The sequence below is a fragment of the Longimicrobiales bacterium genome (assembly GCA_029245345.1).
Lineage (GTDB): Bacteria > Gemmatimonadota > Gemmatimonadetes > Longimicrobiales > Gaopeijiaceae > CALFPJ01.
Window position 1 is genome coordinate 140362 of sequence record JAQWPM010000007.1, and the last position, 23656, is coordinate 164017.

General features: G+C 62.1%; 21 protein-coding genes. 6 read left to right on the forward strand and 15 right to left on the reverse strand.

Features of this window, described 5'->3' with window-relative positions; translation table 11 throughout:
* Nucleotides 1-3: 3 nt before the first annotated feature.
* From P8L30_01930 to P8L30_01960, 7 genes are all read right to left on the reverse strand, one after another.
* Nucleotides 4-1320 (reverse strand): FAD-dependent oxidoreductase, encoded by a 1317-nt coding sequence (locus P8L30_01930; GenBank protein ID MDG2238959.1) that lies wholly within the window; start codon nt 1318-1320, stop codon nt 4-6.
* A gap of 9 nt (nt 1321-1329) precedes the next feature.
* A complete protein-coding gene (locus tag P8L30_01935; GenBank protein MDG2238960.1) occupies nt 1330-1818 on the reverse strand; it encodes a cytochrome c in 489 nt (162 codons plus the stop codon).
* Nucleotides 1819-1927: 109 nt separating this feature from the next.
* Complete coding sequence (locus P8L30_01940) at nt 1928-3040, reverse strand: DUF5009 domain-containing protein (protein MDG2238961.1); 1113 nt, start codon at nt 3038-3040, stop codon at nt 1928-1930.
* Nucleotides 3037-3567 (reverse strand): molybdopterin-guanine dinucleotide biosynthesis protein B, encoded by a 531-nt coding sequence (gene mobB, locus P8L30_01945; protein MDG2238962.1) that lies wholly within the window; start codon nt 3565-3567, stop codon nt 3037-3039. The genes P8L30_01940 and mobB overlap by 4 nt, the downstream gene beginning before the upstream one ends.
* A gap of 1 nt (nt 3568) precedes the next feature.
* Entirely contained in the window at nt 3569-4144 is a 576-nt protein-coding gene (locus tag P8L30_01950) for a molybdenum cofactor guanylyltransferase (GenBank protein MDG2238963.1), read from the reverse strand.
* Between the two features lie 32 nt (nt 4145-4176).
* Nucleotides 4177-5019: a formate dehydrogenase accessory sulfurtransferase FdhD gene (gene fdhD / locus P8L30_01955; GenBank protein ID MDG2238964.1), complete on the reverse strand. Its 843-nt coding sequence runs from the start codon at nt 5017-5019 to the stop codon at nt 4177-4179.
* 1 nt (nt 5020) lies between these two features.
* Entirely contained in the window at nt 5021-5197 is a 177-nt protein-coding gene (locus P8L30_01960; GenBank protein ID MDG2238965.1) for a hypothetical protein, read from the reverse strand.
* 206 nt (nt 5198-5403) lie between these two features.
* Between P8L30_01960 and speA the strand changes: the two genes are divergently transcribed.
* A complete protein-coding gene (gene speA / locus P8L30_01965) occupies nt 5404-7380 on the forward strand; it encodes a biosynthetic arginine decarboxylase (protein MDG2238966.1) in 1977 nt (658 codons plus the stop codon).
* Nucleotides 7381-7422: 42 nt separating this feature from the next.
* Here speA and P8L30_01970 read toward each other — a convergent pair whose 3' ends face one another.
* Nucleotides 7423-8787, reverse strand: coding sequence for a M28 family metallopeptidase (locus P8L30_01970; GenBank protein MDG2238967.1), 1365 nt, complete (start codon nt 8785-8787; stop codon nt 7423-7425).
* A gap of 320 nt (nt 8788-9107) precedes the next feature.
* On the opposite strand from P8L30_01970, the gene P8L30_01975 reads away from it, so the two are divergent.
* On the forward strand, nt 9108-9317 hold the full coding sequence (locus P8L30_01975) for a hypothetical protein (GenBank protein ID MDG2238968.1): 210 nt from the start codon (nt 9108-9110) through the stop codon (nt 9315-9317).
* 259 nt (nt 9318-9576) lie between these two features.
* Here P8L30_01975 and P8L30_01980 read toward each other — a convergent pair whose 3' ends face one another.
* Both P8L30_01980 and P8L30_01985 read right to left on the reverse strand, forming a co-directional pair.
* Nucleotides 9577-11595, reverse strand: coding sequence for a hypothetical protein (locus P8L30_01980; GenBank protein ID MDG2238969.1), 2019 nt, complete (start codon nt 11593-11595; stop codon nt 9577-9579).
* A gap of 34 nt (nt 11596-11629) precedes the next feature.
* Nucleotides 11630-12316: a DUF305 domain-containing protein gene (locus tag P8L30_01985; protein MDG2238970.1), complete on the reverse strand. Its 687-nt coding sequence runs from the start codon at nt 12314-12316 to the stop codon at nt 11630-11632.
* A gap of 153 nt (nt 12317-12469) precedes the next feature.
* Between P8L30_01985 and P8L30_01990 the strand changes: the two genes are divergently transcribed.
* Nucleotides 12470-12946: a heme-binding protein gene (locus P8L30_01990; protein MDG2238971.1), complete on the forward strand. Its 477-nt coding sequence runs from the start codon at nt 12470-12472 to the stop codon at nt 12944-12946.
* Between the two features lie 615 nt (nt 12947-13561).
* Nucleotides 13562-15172 (forward strand): FAD-dependent oxidoreductase, encoded by a 1611-nt coding sequence (locus P8L30_01995; protein ID MDG2238972.1) that lies wholly within the window; start codon nt 13562-13564, stop codon nt 15170-15172.
* Here P8L30_01995 and P8L30_02000 read toward each other — a convergent pair.
* From P8L30_02000 to P8L30_02020, 5 genes are all read right to left on the reverse strand, one after another.
* Nucleotides 15169-16488 (reverse strand): cytochrome P450, encoded by a 1320-nt coding sequence (locus P8L30_02000; protein ID MDG2238973.1) that lies wholly within the window; start codon nt 16486-16488, stop codon nt 15169-15171. The genes P8L30_01995 and P8L30_02000 overlap by 4 nt on opposite strands.
* Before the next feature lie 2 nt (nt 16489-16490).
* Nucleotides 16491-18386 (reverse strand): peroxidase family protein, encoded by a 1896-nt coding sequence (locus P8L30_02005; protein ID MDG2238974.1) that lies wholly within the window; start codon nt 18384-18386, stop codon nt 16491-16493.
* Between the two features lie 150 nt (nt 18387-18536).
* Entirely contained in the window at nt 18537-18842 is a 306-nt protein-coding gene (locus P8L30_02010) for an efflux RND transporter permease subunit (GenBank protein MDG2238975.1), read from the reverse strand.
* 295 nt (nt 18843-19137) lie between these two features.
* On the reverse strand, nt 19138-20265 hold the full coding sequence (locus P8L30_02015) for a hypothetical protein (GenBank protein ID MDG2238976.1): 1128 nt from the start codon (nt 20263-20265) through the stop codon (nt 19138-19140).
* The gene (locus P8L30_02020; protein MDG2238977.1) at nt 20262-21305 is read right to left on the reverse strand and encodes a sulfotransferase; all 1044 of its coding nucleotides are present in this window, start codon (nt 21303-21305) and stop codon (nt 20262-20264) included. The genes P8L30_02015 and P8L30_02020 overlap by 4 nt, the downstream gene beginning before the upstream one ends.
* A gap of 16 nt (nt 21306-21321) precedes the next feature.
* On the opposite strand from P8L30_02020, the gene P8L30_02025 reads away from it, so the two are divergent.
* Nucleotides 21322-21615 (forward strand): hypothetical protein, encoded by a 294-nt coding sequence (locus tag P8L30_02025; protein MDG2238978.1) that lies wholly within the window; start codon nt 21322-21324, stop codon nt 21613-21615.
* Between the two features lie 483 nt (nt 21616-22098).
* Entirely contained in the window at nt 22099-23283 is a 1185-nt protein-coding gene (locus tag P8L30_02030) for an FAD-dependent oxidoreductase (protein ID MDG2238979.1), read from the forward strand.
* The last annotated feature ends 373 nt before the right edge of the window (nt 23284-23656 follow it).

The following is a 23656-nucleotide window of genomic DNA, read 5'->3' on the forward strand; positions in this document are numbered from 1 at the left end:
GGCTCAGAGGTCCTCTTCTTCCCGGCGGCGGCCGCCTTCTTCGAACTCGTCTTCGAGTAAACGGAAGCTGTCGTTGAGCTCTTGGTCCGTCTCTGTGCCCATCACACGCCCGGCGACGAACTCGCCCAACACTGGCCCCTGCTTGAACGATTCGGCCGAGCCACCACCGGCTAACCATCCGTTGTCGTAATCTGGATGCTCGTCGATGATGAAGTTGCGGCTCACGGTGCCCGTATAGTGACAGGCACGCGTTTCGTTGATTCCGCGCTCTGCCAACGCCGGGAAGTACTTCGCAAGAACTTGGCGGGGACGCTCATGAGACTCCGCGTCCACCCACCGAACACTGGTGTCCGGATCGGTCCCCTGATGTCCTCCGGTGCGGATTCGGAATCCGCGGGAATCGTGAGGCAGAGCAGGCCACCCTGTGACCCCGGGCACGTTGTAACTCGGGCAATTCGGATGCCGGAACGACTCGTCGCCTGGGGGCGTCGAGAAGTAGTAGACATGACCCAAGGTGCGAATACTGAGTCTCTTGGCCATCAGCGCCGGGAAGAACTTCGGGAACCACGGGCCGAGGGCGAACACAAAGAGTCCCCCCGAAATCCGATCACCGCCCTCGAGCTGCACGTCGACGACTTTGCGGCCCTCGGTTCGCCCCATCGACACACGCCCGATCTTGATCTCTCCACCCTCTTGCCGGAAGACCTGCGAAACGGACTCCATGGCCCGGCGGGCCCGCACTACGCCCGCATCCGTTTCGTAGATGCCGACGGTGACGTCAGGGGTGTGGATGACGGGCCATCTGTAACGAATCTCATCGGCGGTCAGGATTTCATACGCACGCCCCATCGTGTCCCAGTTGGCGACCGTCTCCTCCATGAAGGGAGTCATCTCGTCGCGCATGATGATGTCGCCCGTCTGGTAGAAGAGTTGCGGCAGCATTCCGTCCTGGAAGTGCTCCGCGTCCCACTCTTTCCACTTGTCGGTGGCGCGGGCAGCCCACTGACCCCATTGGAGTCCATGCGGGCGATCACCGTAGCTCGTGCGCACACCTCGTGTTTCCCCGCCCGAGGCTGAACGAGAGTTCCCAGGGCCGTACTGATCGATGAGCGTGACCTTCGCACCCATCCGCTGGAGGTTGAGCGCGGTCCACATGCCGAAGTTACCGGCTCCGACCACCACGACGTCCGGGACCTGTCCGGAACGAACGAGAGGAGTCCGTTTGGAGGACGGCGTTTCCGCCGCCGCGGGTGTCCCCGCGATGGCGAGTCCTGCACCCGCAGTCGCGACCTTCAGAAAATCTCGTCGATCAATCGCCACTGTTCCTCCTCAGTTCCCGAAGGGAGCGAGGCTGATGCCATCGAGTACAGCTTCGTCCGCTGGCAGTTCACCCGTTCCAGTCTCGAAGCCGTTCATGCGCAGTATGTAAGCGACCAGATCGGCATATTGGGTCAACGCCAAACTGCCCGGGGAATCCTCGGGCATCGAGGTGGAGATATGACCAAACAGGTCCCCCGCCGTCCGGCGGCGCCACTTGAACTTGAACGAGCGGTCGCTGAACTCGCTGGAGTAATGGCACGCCGTACACGACGAACGATAGACGTCTCGTCCACGGTCGGCTTGTTCAGCAGAGAACCCGAGGTCTCCCGATGCAGCCGGCGGCGGCGCAGGTGCGGCTGGCGCTGGCACGGTTTGGCTCGTCGGGTCAGCAGTCGCGGCTTCAACCGCACCTCCGCCCGACGTGGCCATTGGGGCAGACGCACAGGCAGCTAATCCGAGGAGTGCTAGAACAGAAAGCGGTTTCGCAGCAAGGCTCATGGATACACGATCTGGATGAGTAGGACGCACCAACATGCAGGGGATCCTACGAAGCCGGCAAGCGGGTGCAGTCAGGCAGCAGGGGCCAGTCCAACGGGACACGTAACCCCTAGATCTTGATGTAGATCCTGCGCGTGTGCAGCAGCCACATGACGCCGAGCCAGAACATCATGTACGACACAGCGTACGCGACGGACCCATTGTAGTCTCCCGCCCAAGACTGGAACATGTTCTGGTAGATCCAACCGTGCATTGAGACACCGTCTTCACCCCCGATGCGAACGCGGCCCATCGCCTTCGCCAGCATGCCGGAAGCCACGAAAGCCGCAATGGCGTTCACGCCATAGACGACCAACGGGGTATGCCAGCCACCTCGCCACTTCTTCACGTCGATCACCCAGTACATCGCGGCCAAGAGGATCAGGGCAATTCCCGCGCTGAACAGCACGTAAGAACTCGTCCACAGGTTCTTATTGATCGGGAAAACGAGCCCCCAAGCCCAACCCAGAGGAACGAGGATCCCGCCCGCCACGAACAGGCCCTTCGTGATCTCCTCCTTAGATCCGCCCCGCCGCAGCCACTCGCCTGTGAAGATCCCCAAAAGGGAGGTCGCGATCGCGGGAAGCGTGGAGAGCAGACCCTCGGGATCCCACGTACCCTGCCACAAGTGGCCACCCATCACGAGTCGATCGATGTACGCTGCGAGATTGCCGTCCGGGGACAGGTCACCCGCGCCGTACCCAGGCACACTCACCAGCGTCATGAGCGCCCAGTAGCCGAGGAGGAGCACCCCTGTTATGACCCAACGAGCCCGGGCGGACAGCCACAGGTAGAAGCCGGCCGCGAAGATGTACACGAGGCCGATGCGCTGGAGTACGCCGAAATAGCGCATCTCAGCGAAGTCCAAGTCGGGAATCGCCCGCATCGCGATTCCGATGCCGATCAAGGCCAGCGCACGCCGCACCACATGCTTGAAGAGCTGCGCCCGATCCGCGCCCTCGGCAAGGCGCCGCTTGAACGAGAACGGGATCGCTACACCGACAATGAACAAAAAGAACGGGAAGATCAGGTCGGTGGGCGTCCAACCGTGCCACTGCGCGTGCCCCAGCGGCCCGTATATGTAAGACCAACTACCCGGGTTATTTACCAGAATCATCCCGGCGATGGTCAGGCCTCGAAACGCGTCCAGGGACACCAAGCGGTTCGATGCGCCTTCGCTCAAGTGTCTTGGCCTCCGAGATGGGCTTCCACCAGGTCCGCCATCAGGACGAAACGCTGGGGGTCATCGACATCAATGACCGGAACCGCAATTGTAAAGTCCGGCACGTCTGTTAGCATCGCAAGATATTCGCCTTGCTCGGTGTCGTCGGTCCCGTAGAGCGCAGCCGCATGGACGGTACTGCGAAACACTTCGAATCGAGCGTACTTCGAGCTCTTGTATCCCTCGGCAACGACGATATGCACGTGGCTTAAGTGCTGGGACACGAGCTCGGCCAGTGGCTGTTCACCTGAAGGCCACTTCCCCGTCACCGCGACTCCCTCTGGGCCTGACAGGACCGTCGCCACCGCACCCCCTTCATGACGGTGCCGGTAGGAGTCCTTCCCCTCGTGATCCAGCTCGAAGTGATGACCGTGCTTCGCTGACCCCACGAGGTGGCCTCGGGACACCAACTCCCGGATGAGGCCGACGGTAGTGGTCGTCTTCCCCGACTTCTTCTTGCCAACGATGCAATACACGGCGGGAGGCATATCACCCCTCCTGATCAAGAATGCGTGATTCGGCCCGAGCGAGATCCTCAGGAGTATTCACGTTGAGGAATACTCCCTCTTTGCCGCTCAAGAGAAGCCCCTCGAGGACAACGCCCTCGATGCTGCGGAACAGATCGTGGAGCGAGAGCTTTTCGGTATCGAGGTGATCCCTTACCTGGGACAGCACCTGGGATCCGTAGATGGCGCACAACGGCTCAATGCCCCCTGCTCTGCTCGGCGCGACAGCAGCTGCACGGCCATCCCAAGCCTCGACGACTTCGCGAACTACTTCCCCGGTGACCAAAGGCAAATCACACCCCATTAGAAACACGCCTGCGAGTTGGAGGCGATGGGCTTCCACAAGCGCTGCCTCAAGGCCTCCCAGAGGCCCACGCTCGGCACGAAGATCATGAACAACGGGGACGGACACATCGGCCGTCTCCGACGGACTCGTCACTACCACGACGATATCGAGCGCATCTGAAAGTGTGCGCACGGCCCGATCGAGCATCGTCACGCCGCCCAACGGTTCAACAGACTTGTCCCGACCGAACCGACGACTGCGTCCGCCAGCCAACACGGCTCCGAGCACCATACGTCCCGACGATGTCAGAGGACGCGCTCCGATCCCGTGTAGACGTTGAAGCCACCTCCGCGGGCAAACCCGATCAGGGTTTGCCCGAATCGTGTCGCGAGATCGACGGCCAAGCTCGATGGCGCTCCAACGGCCACAATCATCGGGACCCGCGCCATCACCGCTTTCTGGACGATCTCAAAGGAACTCCGGCCGCTCACGACGAGGACGCGGTCCGACACCGGCATGCCTTTCTGTAGGACCGTATGACCGAGGACCTTGTCCACCGCATTGTGCCGTCCGACATCTTCTCGGAGCGCTCCCGCCTTGCCGTTGGTGTCAAAGAGCCCTGCTGCATGTAAGCCACCCGTGCGGGCGAAGACGCCCTGCCCTTCCATTAGGAAGTCCGGCAACTGGGGAATCAACTCCCCGGAGATACGGAACGAGTCGGTCAGAAGCGCACAACCAACCGCTTCGACGGCTTCGAGCGAGGCCTTTCCACACACGCCACAGCTGGAAGAGGTGAATACGTTTCGGCGCAATCGCTCGAGGTCGAACTCGACCCCTGGAGTCAGGCGCGCTTCGACGATGTTGTACTGCTGCTGCTCGTCACCGCGGCAATACGTGAGTTCGGTGAGATCACCTGCCTGTGAGACGATGCCCTCTCCGTGAAGGAAACCGGCTACGAGGTCGAAGTCGTGCCCAGGCGTGCGCATGGTCACCGCGATCGCCTCGACCCTCTTCTTCCCACCGTCCTTCCACGCGACGCGAATCTCGAGTGGTTCCTCCACGGCGAGCGTGTCCTTTCGCCGCCGCATCGCACCGTCACGATACTGCGCTACACGCATGGTCTTGGTGGGGCTACCCTGCCCGATCACGTCACGGCTCCTGAGGTTCTAACTCGAAGATCGTCTCTAGGAACCCAGAGACCCCCAGGGCCACCAGAATCGTGAGGATCGCGAAGAGCCATAAAAGGCCCGGGGCCTGGGCCTTCGCGACCTGATCCGCCTCGACTTCTTCGCAGGTGTCGACGTTCAGGAACCTCGCTCCGACCATTCACTCGACGAGCGCGTCGCTGGTCTTCGACATGGGGACCTCATGGCATTCAGGTGGGTCACGACGCTGTACGATGGCTGGAGTGGGTCGACGACGCCACCGTGCTTCGGTCTTACGCCGGGGTGGCCAGTCGACGATATTCTCCTGTTCCATCCGTGGCGGCACGCCACTCGTGTGACTCTTCTGGGCCCTACTCCGGATGGACTGTGGAAACCCCGAACTCTTCTAGCCAGAACGGCCCAGAGCGTGGTCACGACGCGACGTCCGACGAATGGACCGTCGAGAAGGCCGCTGATTTGTACGGCGTCCGGGATTGGGGCGGTGGGTATTTCGGCGTTACCCCAGAAGGCACTGTGGCCGTTCACCCGAACGGGGACCCGACCAAGGGCATCGACCTCCACGCCGTGGTCACTGGCCTCGCTGCACGTGACCTGAACGCCCCGATCGTACTTCGCTTCCCAGGCATCCTCGAGCACCGAATGTCGGCACTCCGGACCGCATTCGATGGAGCGATCGAGGAGTTGGAGTATGACGGACCGTATTCAGGCCTCTACCCCATCAAGGTCAACCAAGAACGGCACGTCTGCGAAGCCATACGCGATCTTGGTGGACGCCTCGGGTTCGGCCTTGAAGTCGGTTCCAAGCCCGAACTCCTTGCGGGCCTCGCTCTGACCGAGGGCATGAACGGAATGCCCCTCGTCTGCAACGGCTTCAAAGACAAAGAATACGTCGAGACGGTGATCATCGCCGCCAAAATGGGCCGAAATATCATCCCGGTCGCAGAGCAGGCGCATGAAGTGCGGCTCATCACAGCCTCCGCACGACTTCATGACGTGACGCCCCATTTCGGCATTCGGGCGAAACTCGCAGCGCCGGGGCTCGGCCGATGGGCCGGGTCCTCCGGCTTTCGCAGCAAATTCGGCCTGACCGTGGGAGAGATTCTGCACGCGGTAGAGTACCTCGAGCGTGAGGAAATGCTCGACGGTCTCAAGATGCTCCACTGCCACATGGGCTCGCAGGTCTTCGACATCCGGGCGGTGAAATATATGGTGGCCGAATTGGCTCACCTCTACGTGGAACTCGTCCGGCGTGGGGCACCCCTCGACACACTCGACATCGGTGGGGGGCTGGGAATCGATTATGACGGGTCGTCATCCGCTACCGAATCTTCGATCAACTACTCCCTCGATCAGTACGCCGCAGACGTAGTTCATCGAATCAAGTCGATCTGCGACGAGGCAGGCGTCGCGCACCCCCAGATCATGAGTGAATCGGGCCGAGCCCTCGTCGCGCACTCCAGCGTCCTCGTGTGTGAAGTACTCGGTACCCGGACGTTTCCGGCGGAACCAGATATGGCCCTGGTTCAACGCGCCCTCGATGAAGAGTCGCCGACACAACCGCTTCTGGACGCCTACGACGCTTACCTAACGCGCGACAGCGGCGACCTGTTCGAGGTCTACGCCGATGCTGAGCACGCGCTCGCCGAGGCGACCAACCTGTTCAACCTCGGCTATATGAGCATCTACGCGCGGGCGGCATGCGAAGAGCTCTATTGGTCGATCGGACGTACCATGCTCGATCGGCGCGGAGATGATCTTCCAGAAGAGCTCGAGAACCTCCCGGATCGTCTGGCGGATATCTACTTCTTGAATCTCAGCGTCTTCCAATCGCTGCTGGACTCATGGGGCATTGATCAGCTCTTCCCCATCATGCCCATCCACCGCCTGAGCGAAGAACCTGCCCGCCGCGGGGTCCTCGCTGACATCACGTGCGACTCGGACGGGCGTATTGAACGCTTCGCGGGGGGTGACAGTCACAAGAGCACACTCGAGTTGCACAGCCATGGGCAAGCCGGAGATAGCACCGACCCTTATTACGTCGGGGTCTTCCTAACGGGAGCCTACCAGGAGGCCCTCGGCGACCTCCACAACCTCCTAGGGGACACACACGCCGTCCATGTGGAACTGGCTGATAACGGTCGTTGGCGCATCGATCATGTCGTGGAAGGCGAGACGATACGTGACGTCCTCGCGCATGTGCAGTATGACACGGAGGACATCCGGCGCCGCATCCGCAGCGATATTGAAGCGTCCATCGAAGCCAACCGCATCACGATCGACGAGGGCAAAGCCCTCCGGCGTTTCCTGGACGACTCGCTCCAGGGCTACACCTACCTGGAGTAGTCAGCGCGGGTGCGAAAACGAAGTCCGCCGCCCCGGACGCGGCTACCTAGGCAGCCGCGTCGGCATGTCCGCCACGACGTAGGCGATCACGGCCATGGTCGCGACACACAGCGCGACCTCGTCCGGCGAAAGCTTGTCGAGCGTGTCCGCGTCGGTGTGGTGATACCAGAAGTACTTGGTGCCGTCGACATTGAGCCCCATGCCCGGTACGCCCGTCTGCATGAGCGGGCCGATATCCGCGCCACCTCCACCACGGGTGATCGTCCCCGACCCGATCCGGTCCAGCAGCGTGCCGATCTCGGTCATCATGGCGAACGCTTCGTCCGAGCCCGTGAAGCCGAATCCGGAGGGCTTGAAGACACCACCGTCGGACTCCATGGCCAGCACGTGATCTTCGTCCGCGTGCTGACGCGCATACTCCGGGCCGCCGGGTCCACCATTCTCTTCACTCGTCCACCCCACGACGCGCACCGTACGACGCGGACGTAGGCCGAGCTCCTTCATGAGTCGAACGGCTTCCCAAGCAGCGACCACGCCGCCCATGTCGTCCATGGCGCCCTGACCTACGTCCCATGAATCGGTGTGTCCGCCGAGGACGACCACCTCGTTGGGGAATTCAGAGCCGGTGATCTCCGCCATGACATTCCGGGACGGAGCGTCCGGGAGCGTCTGCGCCTCCATGCTGAGGTGCAGTTCCACGCGCTCTCCCCGATCGACCATGCGATGGATCATCTCGGCATCTTCCACCGTAATGGCAGCGTGTGGAATCTTGGTTACGTCGTCTGCGTAGTTCGAGTTTCCGGTGTGCGGAGTCTGCTGCGAATAGGGCGTCACGGACCGAATGATGCTGGCCGCGGCTCCGACGCGTCCCGCTGCGATGGCGCCCTGGCTTCGGTACGCGACCGTCGCACCGTAGCTGGTGAACGGTACGTCGAAGAGCACGATCTTGCCGTGGGCTTCATCGGCCCGAACGGTGAGCTCAGCAAAGTCGCTCACGACCATGACCTCGGCCCGGATACCGCCCGGGGGTGTTCCGATGCTCCCACCCAGCCCCAGCATAGGAAGCTCACGCGGCCGCGGCAGGATCATGTGCAGAGACTCTTTCCCACGCACCCAGTGTGGGATGAGAAGGTGATCGGCTTGGACGTTGTCGAGCCCGTCAGCCTCCATCTGCTCCAAGATCCAGTCATGTGCATTCTCGAGCGCGACTGAACCCGCCACACGGGCGCCAAAGAGGTCGACCACCTCACCCAGCCGCGTATAGGCGTCATCATTGGCGGTCGCGGCATCGATCAGGCGATTCGCAGCATCCCGATACGCGTTGGCGATCTCCTGCGACTCGACGTGAGCCGGCGTGAGAGTGAGCGCAGCGACGGCAACGAGCGAGAAGAAACGAATGAGCTTCACTGTGACGACTCCAACGAGTTGAGGCGTGGGCCTCAGTGTATGAACGAGGCTGCCAGCCTCGCCCGCTTCCAGCGGGGTGTCAAGAATCCGAGTAGGGCGCGATTGTTGGCGCGCTGGTCCTTTGCAATGAACTCCGCCGCTGGAGGTGCCGGGGGAAGGTGGACCACGACTGGATCTACGACATGACCGACGGCTTTGACGGCATCGGGCCGGTACTCATAGACGACTTCCACGTCACGGAGACGGGGAACCGCGCCATTGCGGAGCGCATCCACACGGTCCTTTCGCTGGACGGGGGGTAGCGGGTCGGTGTTGGCCCCATGAGGATCGTCTCCCTCATCACCGATCCGCCCGTTGGCTCCGCCACCCTGCAGCACCTCGAACTCCCGCACACACCGTGGATAGCGTCTGGCCAGATGCTGAGTCCCCTGCTCGGGACCGATGTTCAACCATTCGGTCAGGGCATCGACCCGGATCGCGGGGCTTTCATCCTGATCGTCGACTGCCCGGCAACGACCGCGGCTCGCTGATTATTCGATGGCGGAGAAGCCGGCAAATTCCAGAGTATTAGCTGTCAGCGGCGGCGACGGGGGTCCGACAGCCGATCATGGTCACCACGCTCGTGCCGACGAGGGCGAGGACGGGGACGGGGACGGGGCGCCCTGACGGGATGGGCCCTTTTAGGGACTCGGCTTGCCTTCGGATCTAGTCTCCGCGGGCGTAGTTCAAGGAACAAAAAGCCGGGAGCCCGCTTCTGCGGACTCCCGGCTTGTATGCCCCGCTAGGTGACTACGCTCCGGCAAGCCCTCGGACCGCGTCAGCCAACATCCGCATCTTGTCCGCGTCCCGAGACTGACCGGCGGCGTCCTCGATCTGGGATGCGAGCCCCCGCAGCGCGTCCGCCTGCACGGAGTCCGAGGCTCCTTCAGCACCGCTCAGCGCATTGCGGACATCGGTCACCCAACCCTGGCTCACCGCCCGTGACCGCTCGAGCTGGTCTACGTAGGCACGGGCCAGCGCGAAGGTGAACGGCCACTCGAGGATCGGCTGTCCCTGCGAATTGAGTTCGTCGAGCACGACCGAGTTGGCCGCATCGATCTCATTCTGCGAAATCGCTTCGCTTGCGACCAACTCGAAGATGTCGAGCCCACGGGCAATCTCGGAGCTCACGAGCAGACCGTTGTACCAGTAGATGGACCAGCTGCCGCCGGCTCCCATCGTGTTCGCGTCGGACGGCCCCCGATCGTGAAACGCAATCTCCACCGGATTGCTCGGATCAGTCCAATCGAAGATCGAGATGCCGCCCTGATACCAAGACTGAACCATGATGTCGCGACCGGGGATCGGAATGAGTGATCCGTTGTGCGCCACGCAGTTCTCGAACGATGTCTGCGGCGCCGGCATCTTATAGTAGGACGTGAAGTTCAGATCGCTGCCATCGATGGTAAAGATGGCGTTCGCACCCCACTCCTTGGGATCCGTCGCCCTGCACTTCGGACCACCACCACCACCCCACTCGTCCGTGAACACGACCTGCGTTCCGTCATTGTTGAACGTCGCCGAATGCCAGTACGAGAAGTTCGAATCCGCCACCGCTGCTAGGCGCGTCGGGTTCGTTGGGTCCGAAATATCGAGGAGAAGCCCGTACCCTTCGCACGCACCACCGGCCATCCCGATCGCGGGGAAGACGGTGATGTCGTGGCACTGCGTCGGGCCACGCTCGGCCAGTTCGCTTCCGCCAGTCATTGCCTCGAACATCCGGGGCAGGTATTCACGGAATGAAGCGCTGTCTGCGGCGTTCGGCGTGGTGCCCCCACGTGCGCGCATGATGCTGTCGATCTGCATGTTGGCGAACCCATCAGGAAGAACGATCGACTGACTCCCGATCTGGGCGATGAACTTTCCCGCGGCACGAGCATCCTCGATCGCCTTGAGATCATCCGGCGCGAGGCCGTGGGACTCAGGCGCGACCAAATCGTCGAAAATGCGAGGAGAACTCACGATCGCCGCATTCTCCGGGTTCGCTAGAGGCACCTGAATCACCTCGATGCGGAAGAGGGCCGAGTTCGGATCCTCTTCCGGCATCAGGCTCGAGCAGCCTTCCAGCTCCTCCGCCGGACGCACCGGAGCGGATCCCGATACGTAGATGTACACGTTCTCGTCGTCGTTCGGATCTTCGAGCACCGTGTGTGTGTGCGAGCCACGGCACGTCTGGACGTTGGCGACGTACTCGGGGTTCCGGATGTCGGTGATGTCGAAAATGCGAATGCCACGCAGGCGGTGATGACTGACTGCTTCCTGGACACCCCCGCCAGCGCAGTCGAGCCGGCCCGTCATACCTTCGCCGGAGATGAAGAGCAGGTCGCCATACACCGAGACGTCACTCTGGGACGCAGGGCACACGAAGGTGATCACCGTTTCCGGCTCACCGGGGTTCGCGATGTCCCAGATCTGGACGCCGTCGTAGTTCCCCTGGATCGCATAATTGCCGGAGAAGGCGAGGTCCGAGTTCGTCTTCCCCACGAACGGATCAGGAGGAGGCGTTCGCGACACGACGCGCATATTCCACACGGCCTCTTCGGCATCAAACAGACCCGGTTCCAAGCCGACACGCGGATCAGGGCTCGGCGAATTCACGGTGAGCGGCTGCGCCGCCATGGATGGAGCCGCGCTCGAGAGCATCGCGGACGGGGCTGAAGCGCCGCCGCACCCCGCGACGAGCATCAGACCCGGCAGCAGCACGCCGAGCCGTGGAAGGGAGGGCCGGGGCCGGGAGTCTCCCCGGTTTTCGATGTTACTCAGATTCATGGAATCGTCCTGGAAGGAGTCGCGAGCCTTTGGCTCACAAGGGAACGTTGGAGAGCGCGTCGAGCATCCGCTGCATTCGAGCCACTTCGCTCGTCTGATCGGCTTGGATGTCGGACGCGAGTTTAAATACGAAATCGTCTTGTGCAGCGCCGTCAGCTTCGAAGAGATCACCCACCATCGTTACCGCGCCGTTGTGGTGCTGAATCATGTACCGAAGGAAGAGCGTGTCATACTCGCGACCGCGTGAGGCGGTGAGTTCGTCCAGCTGCCCTTGGGACAACATGCCCGTCATATGCATCATGGGGCCGTCCATCGGCATCACGTGGCCGGACTCTCCCACCTCTGGCACCGGCAGGCCGCGTTCACGCAGCCAGCGCTGCATCACCCATATCTCGTCCTTTTGGGCATTGATGATCCGCGCCGTGAGCGTTCGGATCGCATCGCTCGCGCCATGCGTGGGGGCCATGCCCGACATCACAAGAGCCTGAGCGTGGTGGTGGATCATCCCCGACATGAAGCGGACGTCCGCGTCGTTCACGTCGAGGAGCGCACTGTCGGCTCGGGCGTTATAGAGGGCTTCCAGGCGCTCCAGCTCAGTGTCGGTGGCAGGGCGCTGGACGCTGGATGTGGACCCAGGCGCCCCACCCGTGGCACAAGCAACGGGGATGGCAGCAATCAGGGCCAAAAGCGAAGTGCGAAGCGTCGCGCGAAGCGTGCTCATGATCTCGTCCGAGGCGGCGTTCAACGGGCCGCCAAGTATATCGAAGCGGATGGGGACAAGCGACTGGCAAGGTGGTCGGCCGTTGCCCACCACGCTCGAGTCCGCGAACGTGGCCCCTTACACGATTCGGAACATCCAAGAGGGTCACTCGTCATGAAGTTGCTTACGATTCACCGCACGCTGGCGCTCGCCGCGTCCTTGATCGCCGTTCTCGGAACCCGCCCCGCAGAGGCGCAGCTGACCATGGCGCAGGCCCAGCAAGCCGTCGACGCTGCCGAGGCCGAAGCCCGAGAAAACGGCTGGAATCTCACGATCTATGTGGCCGACGCCGAGGGCGTCCCGATGTACCTTCGCCGCATGGACGAGGCGAACCCCCGAACCACGGACATCGTTCGGATGAAGGTGGTCGCCGTGCTCGAAACGGGCGGGACGTCGGGCGCGTACGGGCAGGGTCTGGCCGCGGGCACTCAGGACTCGATTCCAGGTGCGATCCACTACGAAGGCGGGATCCCGATCATTATGAACGGAGAAATCGTCGGAGCGATGGCCGCGAGCGGAGCGCGGGGATCCGAGGACGCGCAGGTAGTTCGGGTCGGGCTGGCGGCGATTGGGGCCGAGCCAGCCGGCTGAGGCAAATCTGGCGGACGTCCCCGAGCCAACTGACGAGGCCCCTCAACGCGCTGAGCGCTGAGGGGCCTTGCTGCCTGATAGCGCCCCGCCAAGGACTCGAACCCCGAACCTACTGATTAAGAGTCAGTCGGATGAGGCCCCGAATACGCGGCGGTCCCGCGTGTCGCGGACTCTGGACGCAAGCCACCTGTGTGCTGAGCGGGCCGGACGGGGGTCTCCGATGTCGAGCCTGACCGAAGCTCCCCGGAGCCGGCAGTCAGGAATCGTCGGTGGATTCCAAGCCTTTGCCTTTGTTGTAGGGGGTCCACTCTTCGTATCGGTCAAGCCAGTTCGTGGCCAGTGAAAGCGCCCTTTTCGTGGCCGAAGAGAATCCCCTCGGCCAGACCTTCGGGAAGCGCTCCGCAGTTCACGGCAACGAACGGCTCAGCCGAGCGAGGGCTACCAGGATCAATCGCCCTCGCGAACCATTCCTTTCCGGTGCCGGACTCTCCCTCAACGAGAACAGAATGTCGTAGACCCACTCACCTTTGGAGTGCATGGCGCCCAGGGGGCTGGCTGGCGCTACAGGAGCCACAGCAAGTATTGTGGCTGATATCTTAAATCTTGGAAGCCCTGATGGCAAAACCAACGCGTATCGTCTGCCTCGGTGGTGGATGGGTAGCAGTCTACGTCGTGAAAAGCCTGCGCAAGGCGATCAAACGGGGCGAAGTCGAGCTCACCGTCGTGAGCCGCGAGAACTACCACACCTTCCACGGATTCATCCCCGAAATGCTCGTCGGGCGAATCCAACCCCAGCAGCTCGTCACGCCCGCGCGGTGGGTCTTCAAGCCCGCACACTTCCACAACGCCGAGATTGAGTCCATCGATACGGTCGCGAAAAAGATCGTGACCAGCCGGGCCATCGATGGTCGCGAATACGTGCTGGAGTACGACCATGCGATCCTGGCTCTGGGAGGGCTGGACGATCTGTCGCGCTTTCCCGGAATGGCGGAGCACTCGCTGCGGGTCAAGACGTACTGGGACTGCGTGAAGGCTCGCAGCCACGTGCTGAGCTTGTTGGAGATGGCGGAGCTGGAATCCGACCCGGAGGAGCGCCGCCGCCTGCTCACCTTTGTGGTCGTGGGAGGGAATTTCGGCGGCATCGAGGTCGCCTCGGAATTGGCCAACTACTTCCAGGTGCTGGTGAAGAACGAGTTCCCCCGTCTCGACCGGAAGGACTTCCGCGTTATCGTCGTGCACAGTGGCGAGGAGATCCTGCCGGAGCTTGGTGACAGCCAGCCTCGTCTGGTCAAGTACGCCCGCGACTACCTGGCCAAGAACGGCGTCGAGTTCCGCCTGAACACCCGCCTCACGGCCGCGACCTCCGAAGAGGCGGTGCTCAACGGCGAGGACCGCATTCCCACCCGCAGCGTGCTCAGTTGCGCCGGTTCGGCGTTCTCACCCCTTCTCGACAGCCTCCCCCACGAGCAGGACAAGCGGGGGCGGCTACTGTTGGACGTCCATGGGCGTGTGCTCGGAAGCGACTCCCTGTGGGCTGCCGGAGACTGTGCGGCGATGCCCCATCCCGATGGTGGCGTGTGCCCGACCATCGCCACCTACGCCATGTTCGGCGGCAAGCATGTGGGCCAGAACATGCTGCGGGCTCTGAGCGGCAAACCTCTCAAGCCCTTCCGCTTCTCCGGCGTCGGTGAAGGCTGCTCCATCGGGCACCGCCGCGCTGTAGCGCACCTGAAGGGGATCCCCATGTGGGGCATTCCGGGATGGGTGGCCTGGCGGGCCACGTTCATGTACTTCATTCCCTCCTGGGACAGGAAGCTGCGGATCCTACTGGACTGGATCCTCACTGCGTTCTCCGGGAGGGACATCGCCAACATCCGCATGAACGAGCCCTTCGGCGTGCGCAAGGAGATGTACGAGCCCGGCCAGGACATCGTGCGGGAAGGCGACGTCGGCCAGCAGATGTACGTCATCTCCGAAGGAGAGGTCGACGTCGTGCGGAAAGCGGTGGACGGCGGAGAGGAGCATCTGGCGACGCTGGGGCCCGGTCAGCACTTCGGCGAGGTGGCGGTCTTCAACGACAAGCGGCGCACCGCCACGGTGCGCGCCCGCTCTCGGGTCCGACTCCTCTCCTTGGGAGGGAGCGAGGCTCAGAATCTCAGCAGCGCCATGGCTCCGTTTGGAGAGCGGATCCAGTCCCTTCCGGTGGACAAGGGAGAGGCCAGCTAGGCGGACTCTCCCGTCAGCAGCATCGCCTGGTGGTCGAAGGCGTGGGGAATCGGCTGCCCAGGGTCGAGCGTGGGGTGGCTCAGCGTCCAACGATGGTGTTGGAGCAGTCTGCCGAGCACCGCGCGGCCCAGGAAGTGCACGATGCCGCTGCCGGCACACGCCTGGGGACCATTGCTCAGGGCGTTGAAGCGGTAGTCCCAGCCGCCTTGCTTCCACGCCTCGGGATAGAACGCGTCGGGGTCGGCCATGAAGTCGGGATTGCGGTGATTGAAGCCGTTGTGGATGAGCACCTGTGAGCCCGCCGGCACCGGGTGACCCTCCACTTCGTCGTCCTGAACGGCTCTGCGCACGATGATTGGCGTGGTGGGCCAGAGTCGCTGGCTGTCCCGCAGGCACCCTTCCACAAAGGCCATCCCGTCCACCGATGCGGTATCACTCAGGTCGGCGGAGGCCACTTCGGCCCGGGCCCGCTCCTGCACGTCCCCATGGACGGCGACGAGGGCGAGCGCATGGGCGCAGTTCGTGGCCAGGGTGTCCTTCATGGCAAAGAGCCAGTGGGGGATCTGCCCGGCCACGGGGAGAGGGTCGTCGGGCTCTACATAGGGACAGGCGGCCACGGCCAGCCCTCCGGCTGCCGGGTCGCACATCCGGTCGAGGATCTCGTGCTGGAACGCGTGCAACCCCTTCGTGTCGGGTTGGCCCGCGAGACGGTTGGCGTTCTTCATGAGCCCGTCCAGACGCGCCAGCACCGACTCGGCATCGACATCGAGGCCGAAGACCACGCCCGCCGTGATTCGGCGGAATGCACCGTGGATGTCGGTCCACCTCAGCCTCATGGTGCCCGTCTTGGCCAAGGAAGTGACGTGGCGCTCCACGACCGCCAGGAACTCAGCGGCGCGGGGGTGGACACGCTCCCCGACGGCAAGCACATCATCGTTGAAAGCCCTGCGCCGCTTCCAATCGTCGCCCGTCGAGATCGTGACGGCTCCCGGCTGGAAGTGGGACATGCCGCGGACTTTCAGATCCGGCGGCCCGTAGACGTCGGGGGACGCATCGAGCACGTGGCGTATGCCTTTCGGGTCCAGGACCAGCAGCGTGGGTTTGCCGGCGACGCTGAGCCACAGGTAGTCGCTCGCGTAGCTCCGCCGCAGCGTGCCGACCAGCTTTACGCCCAGGGGGTCCGGGTGCCGGTTGTCCAGCAGCGCCGTCAACCACGGACGTGGGGTGAATACGCCACGCAGCAGGTGCGGCGCCATCTGGAACGCGTTGAAGCGAAGGCTGTCCCCCCGACTGGCCCGCGGGGTGCTGCCGTTCATCCTTACGGTGCCACTTGGCTATCCACCGGACCGGCCGTGCTCCGGCGCTCGGCGAGCACTTCCCGATGACCAGGTGCCCGGGCGACCTTCCGTCCGATGGGCAGGCGGTTCCAGGGGGCGAAGGCGTTCGTCACGCCCCTGAGTGCCGGCGCGAGTTCGGGATAGTGTCTCAGCAGCACGGCACTCATATCGTTCTCGGCGATCCAGCGCATGCCTTCGGGCGTGTAGACACGTGGGTTGTAGTCGTCGGTGAAGAAGCGGTCGCTCTTGATTCGGCGTGACGCCATGAGGATGAAGATGCGGAAGGCCGTGTCACTGAAGCCGAAGCCGGCGGGCGGCGTCTCGGACAGCATGCCCACCAGAGGATCGATGCGCTCGATATCCCCCTCGTAGACCTCCTTGAGCTTGGCCGACCAACTCCGGTTGGGCGTGATCTGCTCGAAGGTCTTGAAGGGCCGCATGTGCAGGAGGCGTCGGAACTGGTTGTACCGGGGGATGCCCCGCTCCCGGTCCTTGAGGATGTCCACCGCGGCCATGTCCAGGATCTCGCCATCGGGCAGCGTGAGGTTTCTCAGGAAGTTGGGGTAGTTGTGGAGGACCATTGCCCCGGGGTGCTCGACACCCATCGTATACATGGCGTCTACGATGGGCACTTCGTCGAAGAAGCTCACGGCGTTGCGCAGCGCCAGCTGCTTGAAGTCCACGTCCTTGATGACCGAGCCGTCCCTGGCCGCCTGCACCCTAACCTCGTCGGGGATGAGGGGATGGAGGCGGTAGACAGTGACGAACTCCTCGGTGAGGGCGAACGGAGCGCCGTGGTGATGCCGTTCCGAGCCGGGAATCCCGCTGATCGCCTCACTCTTGCTGATGCGCCCCCATGTGGTCCGAACGGGCTGTCCCGCCAGGCCCCACCAATTGGCGCTCATCCCCGTCTGCAGGACCTTGTTGGGGAGAATCGCCGTCGTCCACTCCACCGTGTGGATCTTCGCCATCAGCGCCGAGTTGATGAGCTTGGCGGTCTGGTAGACGCGCTCGTCACTCCAGCTCGAATACACACCCCGGATGCGGTCGCAGATGGCGTTGTGCTCGAGCGTGAACAGCGTGTGGAGGAGGCCCAGCCCTACCCACCAGTTCTCGTTGAAGCCTGTCGAAGGCAGCCCCGTGTCCGGGTCCAGGGGGAGTCGCCCGTCCTGGACCTTCATCCTTCCGTCTTCGAAGGTGCGCAGACCGGCGGCCACCTTGGCATCGCTGCCGTACACCGACGAGCCGTCCCACCAGTGGGACTCGGTATTGACGAAGGTCGGTGGCAGATCCTTGTCGGCGGCGGTGCGGGTCGGATCCGGGGGGGTGCGCAGCACCTTCATGGGGTGCTCGGGCCAGGGATCACCGGGCCGCAGCGGGATCTCCAACCGCTCCTCGTCCTTGGAGCGCCCGTGATTGAACCAGTCGTGGGTCTGGAACTGAATCCAGGCGGCGGCCAGGATATTCAGGATCTCCGCGGGCACGAACTCCTGACGGGCGAGCAATTCGTTGCTGATGTCCCGGGGGTTCGGAGACATGAGACGTTCGCCGGTCTCGGGGAAAGAGTGGGCGAGCGGGAAGTTCCTCGCGAAGCGCTCACCCGTCCGCCCCATCTCGGGGTGCTCGAGGTCGTTGAAGCTCCCATCCTCGGTCCGGAAGCTGACGGCGAAGTCCGGGATCTCCACTCCGGCGGATTCGCCCCCGGCAGTGCCCGTGCCCGGCGTGCTTGTATCGTACAGGTTCTCGTGGCGCAGAACGGTGCGGAGGGCCATGAGGTTCAGAATGGCCAGCGGTCGCGGCAGGCGGTGCCAGTCGATGAACCGGTTCAGAAAGCTGAAGAAGCCGGTGAACACGCGCGAGAAGACGGACCTTCGCATGGAGTCGATTCCGCATGAGGGATGGGAGACCTACCCGCTGTTCTTCAGGGGGCACGGATCGGCAGGTATATCGAGGTAGCTATATATAGGGATCCGTCGAGTGCAGGTGCAAGCAGATGGGCTCCTCCTCACGCCAGTGAGAGCTCCACCTCATCGTCTTCGCTGCCGACCCTCTCCATGAGCCCCGCCGCCATCCGGTAGAGCGCGGGTACCAGGACCAGGGTCAGCAGTTGTGGAGGTCAGCAGACCGCCGATGATGGCCAGGGCCAGCGGACTCCACATCTCCGAGCCCGTGAGGGCCAGGGGAACCAGGCCTCCGCTGGTCGTCATCGTCGTGAGCACGATGGGCTGAAAGGGTGTCTGTCCCGCCATGGCCAATGCCTCATCCACCGCGGTTTCCTGGGCCACGTGTTCATTGGAGTCGTGCACGAGGATGATGGAGTTGTTGACAACGATTCCAAATCGGCCAGATCAACCAATACCTGGCTGCGGGATATCACGACCCCTTCGTGATGGCTCTGGAGACCTTTCGTGAACTAGATCAGCCAGATCGTCGTCCGTCCAGAACCGATATTCCCACTCAGGACGGATCTCTTGCCAACTCCGAAGAGCCTCGAGGAATCGCTTCGGAACGTCGTGGGTCTTCCACGTCCGATGTACGACGCGAGGAATCATGAGAGTCGGGTGAAGGTCACACCACTTCGAAACAGCCCAGGAAACCTGCCACAAGCGCTGTTTCGAGAGCGCCGAGTCAATCGATCATTTTCTCGAAGATGCGCCAGCGCTTAGTGGGGGCTAACCCCAACGACTCGAGCGGTCGCAGTAGAGACTCATTCTCTTCGAGAATCCACGAGGCTTCTGCGCCGTCGGCATCGATCGCGCTGGCCCGCCGGGCAATCTCAGCAGCGAGAAGTGGAAACAGGCCGCGGTTCCGGTGATCACGCTTGAGCCCAAGTAACACGATTCGCCCTCTCACGACCCGCGGAAGACCGAGGAGGAGAAGGGCAATGTTCCAAGGCCAAAGCCGACCCGAGGGAATGCGCTGGAGCACCCGATTGATATCCCGAGCGATCATGATAAAGCCGACTGGATCTCCTTCCACCTCTGCCACGAAAGCGAAGTCCGGGTGCAAAACGGACTTGAGATCCTTCGCCATATGCCAGAACTCTTCCCACGTTGGTGGAACGAAGCCCCAACTCCCATCCCAAGCCTCGCAGTAAAGCCCATGGACCTTGCGGGCCTCCTCCTTGATCGCGCTCGGCTTCCAACTCCGAAATGTCACTCCGGTCCGCTTTCGGTGACGTTCGGCGATTCTGCCAACCCGATCTGAAATGGCATCATCTCCCGCCGGCAGATCGAACGCGAAAAGGTCCCGCGCCTTCTTGTATCCGGCGGCCTCTAGCATGGTGCCGTAATACGGAGGATTCCACGGGGTCATGATCGCAGGCTCGCTGCGGAATCCATCTACCAGAATCCCAAGTTCGTGATGCATCGATGGGTTCACGGGCCCACGGACAGACGTCTTCCCACGTGCAGCCAACCATGCCTCGGCGGCGGCCATGACGGCACGAGTGGCCTCCTGGTCGTTTTGGCCTTCGAAAAAGCCGAAGAAGCCGACGCGATCGCCATGGTGGTCGTTGTGGCGGCCATTGTCGATCGCTGCCACGCGTGCGACTGGACGACCATCTCTCTTGGCAATGAACAGGGCGCGATCTGCATTCCGATAGAACGGATTGCCTTTCCGATCGAGGTCGCCCTGGATCATCACGCGAAGGGGGGGCACCCATTTAGACGCGGCCCCTCGCTCGACGCGCCACGCGAAATCGATGAACCGGGACACACCGCGCCGACCATCGACCTGTTCGACCGTACACGTCACTGCGAGGCGCTCCCTAATCTGCGAACCGTCGTGAAGTAATGGAGGTCTCGTTCACTCCTGAAGAACCGAATGAACGTGTCCACGAGCCATTTGGCCATGAAACTTCGCGCCTTACTCCGAGTTCGTACGAGCCGAACATACACGCCCTGAACGAGCGGCCGCATGTAAGGAAGAAGCTGCAGGACTCGGCCTGAGGCACTCCGGTTCACATGATGCACGTCGGACTGGAACCAGGTCAGTTCATCGGCATGACGAGCGAGGTCGTACTTCTCGAACAAGGCTCCGACGGCCCGCTCGCTTCGGTCCCGGGACATCTTCGCCCCGATCGCATCGAGGATAATCCTCGTCGTGGACCCATGCCCTTCAGCATTCGCTGTCTTCGCTTCCAGGACCGTATCGACACCCAAAAATCGGGAAAGATTCTGAAGAGCCAGGTCATCCTCGATGTCTAAGATCAATAACTTGTCCGGTCTCTCGGAAAAGTACTGGATGACGTGTCTGTGAAACGAGTTACGAACCGCGATCCATCGGAGCATGCTGTTCTCATCATTCTCTAAGACCCACCGGTTCACCCCGCTCGCGAAGAGCCCTAGCGGCACATACTTGGTGAGTGCCCAACGTACGGCAGCCCGGGAACGCTCGACCGCCTTATGTCTGCTCAAAACCCACCGCTTCAAAGACCGTGTGTTCAATACGAAACGTGCGTCCGGGTAGAGACGGTCCAACTCCCGAATCGACGCACATCCGCCGTCCGAAAACACATCGTGCCGATCGAGTTCTCTCGTCCCGCTGGCAATGGACCAGTCAGTCCATTCGGGGTTGTGGTCAGATCGATAGCCCAACTGCTCGGAGAACAGGCGGTGAAGCATGGTCGTACCGGTCTTGTTGAAGCCGACGCAAAACACCTTGGGCAACTCAGGCACAGTGCCAAAGGTGATCACAGCCCCACCCTGCGTCGGCTGATTCCTTCCTTCGTTCACGTCCTGCCCCCATGCGATACTCGAAGCCGACAAGTTCTCAGTTCGCGGCAACTTCCTCAAGCGCGCAGAGATTGAGATGATTCCTGGTAACCCCACCGTACAGCCGACGGCATGGGGCATCGTGCGCCACTACTGGAAGATCTCTGGAGGGAGACCGCTTCACGTAATCCTTCCAGTCGCGCTCATCCTAGTATCGAACGCCTTCGAGGGGGCCTCGCTCGCTCTGATCCTCCCCCTCACCGATGGCGGATACGAGCCTTCCGGCATACCCGGGGCCGCACCGCCCGCCCATCGAGCGGCTATCTCCTTGATTGAGGAGTCTGGCCTTTGGCGAAGTCCATACCTACGCCGGACCTTCGGTGGCTTCTGACATTACGTGTGTGAAGCTTTTCGCCGACTTTCTATCGACGAACGACGCCTATAGCTCCTCAAGCCAATCTGACGCTTTCATGGGTGCACCTGTCCATCTCCGGGTCACGCAAACGCATCCTCATCCTATGTCATGAGGTCTTAGCGGCGAGAACAAACCCGAGTTGTGCGGGAAACCTCCAACTGCTTCAGCGCTGCCTGACCCGAGAACGCAGACCCCAAGGCCTCTTGGAATGCCACACCAATGTTCACTCATCGTGGCGTCACCTACACAACTGACGGCATCACCCTGCTGAAGGTCGCAAGAACATCAATCTTCGCTTCGGCGTGCAACCACTAGGAGAACACCAACTTCATTTACTTGTCTGCCTCTTGACGTGGACCCATATGGTCCCATGCTGAACAGAGCAAACGTAGAGAATGTCAGAGTCCCTCTCCATTGAGATGATGGGTTACTTACTACCCGCCTATAGAGAGACAGGTCATGAATCTCCCGCGACCTAGTGTTCGAAGGATCAGCCCGAACACAAGTGACGTGATCGTCGTCGGGGCAGGCATCATTGGACTTGCCGCCGCTCACGCCCTTCTAGAAGCGGGAAGCAGCGTGCGGATTGTTGAACAATTCGAACCGGGAACTGGCCAATCAACCAGAACTGGTGGAGGAATCCGAGTTGCCCACGGATCTGAAATAAACGTTCAAATGGCACAACTCAGTCTTCCAACTTGGCTCAACTTTGAGCAGAAGTTCGGTATCGACCCCCGCTACCAGCAAACGGGCCACCTTTTTCTCACTTCGAAAGACACCAACGGCCTGACGACTCAAGCCGACCTACTCAATTCACTAGGAGTCCACTGCGATGTCTTGAGCAGGGAAGAACTCTGTGTACTCTGGCCGTCACTGGGTGTTACGGGCTTCCAAGCCGGCAACTACTGCAAGACCGGTGGATACCTCGACCATCATCGCGTAGTTGAGGGATTCGCCCAGAAGGTGCAAGCAGGCGGAGCGCATCTCGAATTCAACACACGAGTCGAGGGAATCCTTCGAGACGATGACAGGGTCATAGGAGTCCGCACTTCAGAGGGCTTGTTTACCGGCGAGACCGTCGTCAACGCTGCCGGGCCACACGCCGGAGTGATCTCCTCGCTTGCTGGACTCGAGGTCCCGTTCGTATCACGTCGCCACGAACTCCTGATCTTGGAACAAACAGCCCAAGTTCCCGAAAGCATCCCTTGGCTCATCGATATCGATCAGCAGGTGCACATGCGTCCTGATGGCTCGGGGCGGGCGCTTGTTGGCGGTTTCCTTGGCCACGACGACCCAAGTAATCCAGACAGCTATGACCAAGCCGTGTCGAAGAGATGGTCAACCGCTGTACGCGAACAAGCATCTCGGTCTTTTCGCCTCACTGGACCCAACTCCGCAGTCCTAAGTGGGTGGGCCGGCCTCTACCCTGGAACCGTCGATTATCTTCCCGTGCTCGAACGGTCGATTCCAGGCTTGGTTACTGCTGCCGGATTTTCCGGCACAGGCCTCATGCACGCTCCCGTTGTAGGCCAGATCGTTGCGGACCTCGTCAGAGGCGGGACCACCTCTGTCTTAGATATCTCCTCACTTCAATCCAGCCGCTTCGCCGAAGAGAAGAAGACTTTGGACTTCACCGGCTTCTGACTATGCCTTCTCGTTGAGCGATGTCGACTCATAGGTTTAGATAGGCGAAAGGAGACTTCCTCCTCGACCCGACCCCGGCCTTCGATCCTACCCAGGCCGAGCCGGTCCCAGAGTTGATATTCGACCCGCCGCTGCCCGCCGACTTCGACGACTGAGTCGCCCGCCTCCAGTCTGTCCGAACACGTTCGGCCACGCGGCCGCTCGCTTCCGCCCATTTCGACATCCCCTCGTCCCCCTCCCACATCTGAGCACTGTGCGCGACTCCGCTCGGGCTGCGCTCGGGCCAAATCCGCAGCCCCATGATCCGCAGCCCATGCCTCACGCTGTCCCCGCTCGCCTCTCACCTCATTTGGGCCGTTGAATTTCCTATCCG

What these genes read in the sequence shown, in the direction of transcription:
- P8L30_01935 (MDG2238960.1), bottom strand. Translation starts at nt 1,818, where the DNA reads ATGAGCCTTGCTGCGAAACCGCTTTCTGTTCTAGCACTCCTCGGATTA.
- mobB (MDG2238962.1), bottom strand. Translation starts at nt 3,567, where the DNA reads ATGCCTCCCGCCGTGTATTGCATCGTTGGCAAGAAGAAGTCGGGGAAG.
- P8L30_01960 (MDG2238965.1), bottom strand. Translation starts at nt 5,197, where the DNA reads ATGGTCGGAGCGAGGTTCCTGAACGTCGACACCTGCGAAGAAGTCGAG.
- P8L30_01975 (MDG2238968.1), top strand. Translation starts at nt 9,108, where the DNA reads ATGAGGATCGTCTCCCTCATCACCGATCCGCCCGTTGGCTCCGCCACC.
- P8L30_01980 (MDG2238969.1), bottom strand. Translation starts at nt 11,595, where the DNA reads ATGAATCTGAGTAACATCGAAAACCGGGGAGACTCCCGGCCCCGGCCC.
- P8L30_01985 (MDG2238970.1), bottom strand. Translation starts at nt 12,316, where the DNA reads ATGAGCACGCTTCGCGCGACGCTTCGCACTTCGCTTTTGGCCCTGATT.
- P8L30_01990 (MDG2238971.1), top strand. Translation starts at nt 12,470, where the DNA reads ATGAAGTTGCTTACGATTCACCGCACGCTGGCGCTCGCCGCGTCCTTG.
- P8L30_01995 (MDG2238972.1), top strand. Translation starts at nt 13,562, where the DNA reads ATGGCAAAACCAACGCGTATCGTCTGCCTCGGTGGTGGATGGGTAGCA.
- P8L30_02000 (MDG2238973.1), bottom strand. Translation starts at nt 16,488, where the DNA reads ATGAACGGCAGCACCCCGCGGGCCAGTCGGGGGGACAGCCTTCGCTTC.
- P8L30_02005 (MDG2238974.1), bottom strand. Translation starts at nt 18,386, where the DNA reads ATGCGAAGGTCCGTCTTCTCGCGCGTGTTCACCGGCTTCTTCAGCTTT.
- P8L30_02025 (MDG2238978.1), top strand. Translation starts at nt 21,322, where the DNA reads ATGATTCCTGGTAACCCCACCGTACAGCCGACGGCATGGGGCATCGTG.
- P8L30_02030 (MDG2238979.1), top strand. Translation starts at nt 22,099, where the DNA reads ATGAATCTCCCGCGACCTAGTGTTCGAAGGATCAGCCCGAACACAAGT.